3 protein-coding genes are annotated in these 3,173 nt (G+C 60.0%); 2 read left to right on the top strand and 1 reads right to left on the bottom strand.

Translation table 11 applies throughout. The features are described 5' to 3' along the window. The coding region (locus C266_RS27930) for a lytic transglycosylase domain-containing protein (RefSeq protein WP_010804325.1) at window positions 1–1,244 on the top strand (1,244 nt) is incomplete at its 5' end. Then, entirely contained in the window at window positions 1,241–2,716 is a 1,476-nt protein-coding gene (locus C266_RS14300) for a DNA circularization protein (RefSeq protein WP_036663088.1), read from the top strand. The genes C266_RS27930 and C266_RS14300, both read left to right, overlap by 4 nt. Window positions 2,717–2,725: 9 nt before the next feature. Here C266_RS14300 and C266_RS28295 read toward each other — a convergent pair whose 3' ends face one another. Beyond that, window positions 2,726–2,986, bottom strand: a complete 261-nt coding sequence (locus C266_RS28295) for an Arc family DNA-binding protein (RefSeq protein WP_010804323.1) — start codon at window positions 2,984–2,986, stop codon at window positions 2,726–2,728. Window positions 2,987–3,173 lie beyond the last annotated feature (187 nt).

Raw genomic sequence — 3,173 nt, 5'->3', positions numbered from 1 at the left:
CGAAAGACATGGGGCTCGTCCTGAGTGACGAGCAACTGAAGCGAGCGGCGGCGTACAACGAGCAGATGATCAAGCTCGAGGCGTCCGGCACAAAGCTCAAGTACTCGTTTGGTGAGGCCATGGCACCCGCTCTGGAGCGGACCATCGCAGTCGTGCAGCGCCTGGTGGATCAGTACGGTGCCGTTGCGGCGACCAAGGTCGCGGAGTACGTCGAGCGGTTCGCAAAGTGGCTTGAGCAGGTTGATTGGGAAAAAACTGCCAGCGAGGTATCAGGCTTTGTGGACGCGATAGGGGGCGTAAAAGGCGTCGCAGTCGCACTCGCGGCCATCACATTTGCCGCCCCGATCGCTGGCATCGTCTCCATCATTGGCAATCTCACTTCGCTTGCGACGGTCGCTGTTCCAAGCGCCGTCGCCGCGCTGGGTACCCTCGGCGCCGCCGGCGTTGCTGCGTGGGGAGCCCTGAAATTGGCGAAGGCAGCGGGCCTTCCCGACACGAATTCTGCAAAAGGAGCGAGCGATGTTGCCGCCGGAAATTGGTGGGCAGCGTCGGCCAGCCTACCGGCCATGAGTTTTCTGGGGGCAGGTTGGGATCGCCTCACTGGGAAATCGAATGCCGACATCGCCGCAGGTCTTCGCCTTCAGTCAGGCACAGGCAAATCGAGCGCGGAATCGGACGCGCTCTTTTCGCGGCTTGAGACGCAGTACGGATTGCCGAAAGGGCTCCTCGATAGCGTCTGGGCGCAGGAGTCGGGGCGCGGCACAAACATGCTTTCGTCCGCTGGCGCCAAGGGGCATTTCCAGTTCATGGATGCGACGGCCAAGCAATACGGGCTCGATGATCCAAATGACCTATCGAAGTCCGCGACGGCCGCAGCGCAGATGTACCGGGACCTGCTCAAGCAGAACGGCGGCGATCTCAGTAAGGCGCTTGCGGGCTACAACTGGGGCCAAGGCAACTTGCAGCGCAAGGGCATGGAGAATGCCCCGCAGGAAACCCGCAATTACGTGGAGCAAGTGCAGGCGCGGATGGGAGGCACGGGGCTATATAGCAACTCACCGCGCATCGCTGCCGCAAACCTGCCGGGACAGTCTCCGTCGCCTGTGACGGCAGATGGTGGGCGGGTACACGTCGACGTTGTGATTCATCAGGATGGACGGCCAGCCACGGCGAAGGTGCGGTCTCAGGGCAATGCCACGGCGACGGCTAAGGTGCAGACGCCCAAAATGGAGGTAGTGGTGTGAGCGTAGCTGACGTGGTGAACGTTGCGGGCAGCATCGGAGGGGTAGCCTCTGCCGCAAAAGGCATTGCTTCGTCAGCGCAGAGCTTGATGAGCCTATTCGGCAGTGGCGATTACGTGGACAAGCTCCGAAAGGCAAGTTACAACGGAGTGCCGTTCGCAGTTTTGTCCGAGAGCGGTATCTTCGGGCGTAACGTCGTCGTCCACTCCTACCCGAAGAAGGAAACGCGGCCTTGGATCGAAGACAACGGTCTGAAGACGAACGTTCTGCAGGTCACGGGCTTCCTGGTAGAGAACAGTTTGATCTACGGCGGCGGCGACGTCACAACCCAGAAGATCAACCTGCTGAACGTAATTCGCGGTGGGTCGGTCAACAATACGAAGCCACCGGGTATCGGCAAGTTGGTCCATCCGACTTGGGGCGAGATCAAGGCAAATTGCACCGAAGCTGAGATCGGCACGTCGTGGGATCGCGGCCGCGTTGTAGAGTTGCGACTGACGTTCATTCTCGGCGGCGATCGGCTGTATCCGAGTGCGCAGTCCGCGACGAAAGACGCGGTGAGCAGCGCGGCTTCGGGCTTGACGGCCTCGTCGCTGCTCAGCTTCGTCAGTCGAACGCTTGATGCCATCAAAGCGGGCGTCGCTGTCATTCGTACTGCCGTCGGCATTGCTGTTGCGTTCTATCAAGCTGTGAACGGTTTGGTGCATAGCGTACGTCGATTCTTCAACTCGATTTCCACCCTGTCGGGAAACTTCGGGCGCCTCTTCGGCGGTAGCAATACCGGATATGCCGGGTCCAACGGGAAAGCCCCTAAGACAGCCACGGTCGCGAGTCTCCTTGCGCAGGACACGCAGAACGTTGCAAACGTCGCCGCTGCTGGGGCGGCGTTATCCGCCGCTGCCGTGAATGCAGGGACGAATCCGGCGGCATTCAGCGGCGCGGCGCAGTCACTCATGACGGCGACCGCAAACACGGCCGCTTCGCCGGCTGACGCAATCAGGTTGCTTACGCCGCTGGCGCGTTACACGCCACCGTCGGTGCCGCAGGGCTCACCTATCGCAGCAGCCCAGGCGGTAATGAGCAGTGCGACGGGGGATTTGCTTCGCCGATCTGCGATCGCTCAGGTTGCGACGAGTTCGACGGCGTATCAGCCGGCCTCGGCCGACGATGCCATTGATGTCAGGGACACCGTCGTGGGGCTGATCGACGCAGAGATTCAAGTCGCGGCTGATCAAGGCGAGGACGATGTTTATGCGTCGCTGCGAACGCTTCGACAAGCGGTGGTGACCGACTTCGACAGTCGGGGGCAGGGACTGGCGGCAGTAACGACATTCCAGTTCAGCGGGTCGATTCCCGCGTTGGCGCTGGCCAATCGCATCTATAGGGACGTCGGTCGGGAAGAGGAGTTGGTGAGCCAAGCAAATCCGGTTCATCCGGCATTCCTGCCAACGAGATTCAAGGCGCTGGCCGAGTAGTCGAGGGGGTTACTTCTTCTGAGCTTGTTCGGCGGAATACTGCTCAATCAGTGCGGCAACTTCCTTCTGTTTTCGAATGATGTCGTCGAGAGTAGGCCATCCAGCGGCGCGGGGCATTTCAGGATAAGCGGCGAGCAAGCACGCGACGATCTCTGAATTCATTGATCGCCCGTTGCGCCTTGCGGTTTCAGCGATACGGTCGCGCAGGCCGTCGGGAAGGCGGACTATGAAACGCTCTTGGGTCTCACTCGGGTAGGGCTTCTTTTCCATAGTCGCATGATAGTGCCGACTTGGAATATTTTCGATGATGCCGACTTGACATGATGTCGAGTCGGCACTATATTTTGTTCATGCCGAGTCGGCATTAACTGGAGGGATGGAATGGAAGCCAAACGCTACCCAAGTCAAATAGCGGAGAGCTTTGTCATTAGATTTGACAGGGACGGGATGCGCGATG

Origin of the sequence: Pandoraea sp. SD6-2 (genome assembly GCF_000389825.1) — a bacterium.
GTDB classification, from domain to species: domain Bacteria; phylum Pseudomonadota; class Gammaproteobacteria; order Burkholderiales; family Burkholderiaceae; genus Pandoraea; species Pandoraea communis.
The sequence above is the reverse complement of the archived record's forward strand: the minus strand, read 5'-3'. Positions and strand labels throughout refer to the sequence as shown.

Excerpts from the sequence above, each read along its gene's own strand:
- C266_RS28295 (WP_010804323.1), bottom strand. The coding sequence starts at position 2,986 with ATGGAAAAGAAGCCCTACCCGAGTGAGACCCAAGAGCGTTTCATAGTC.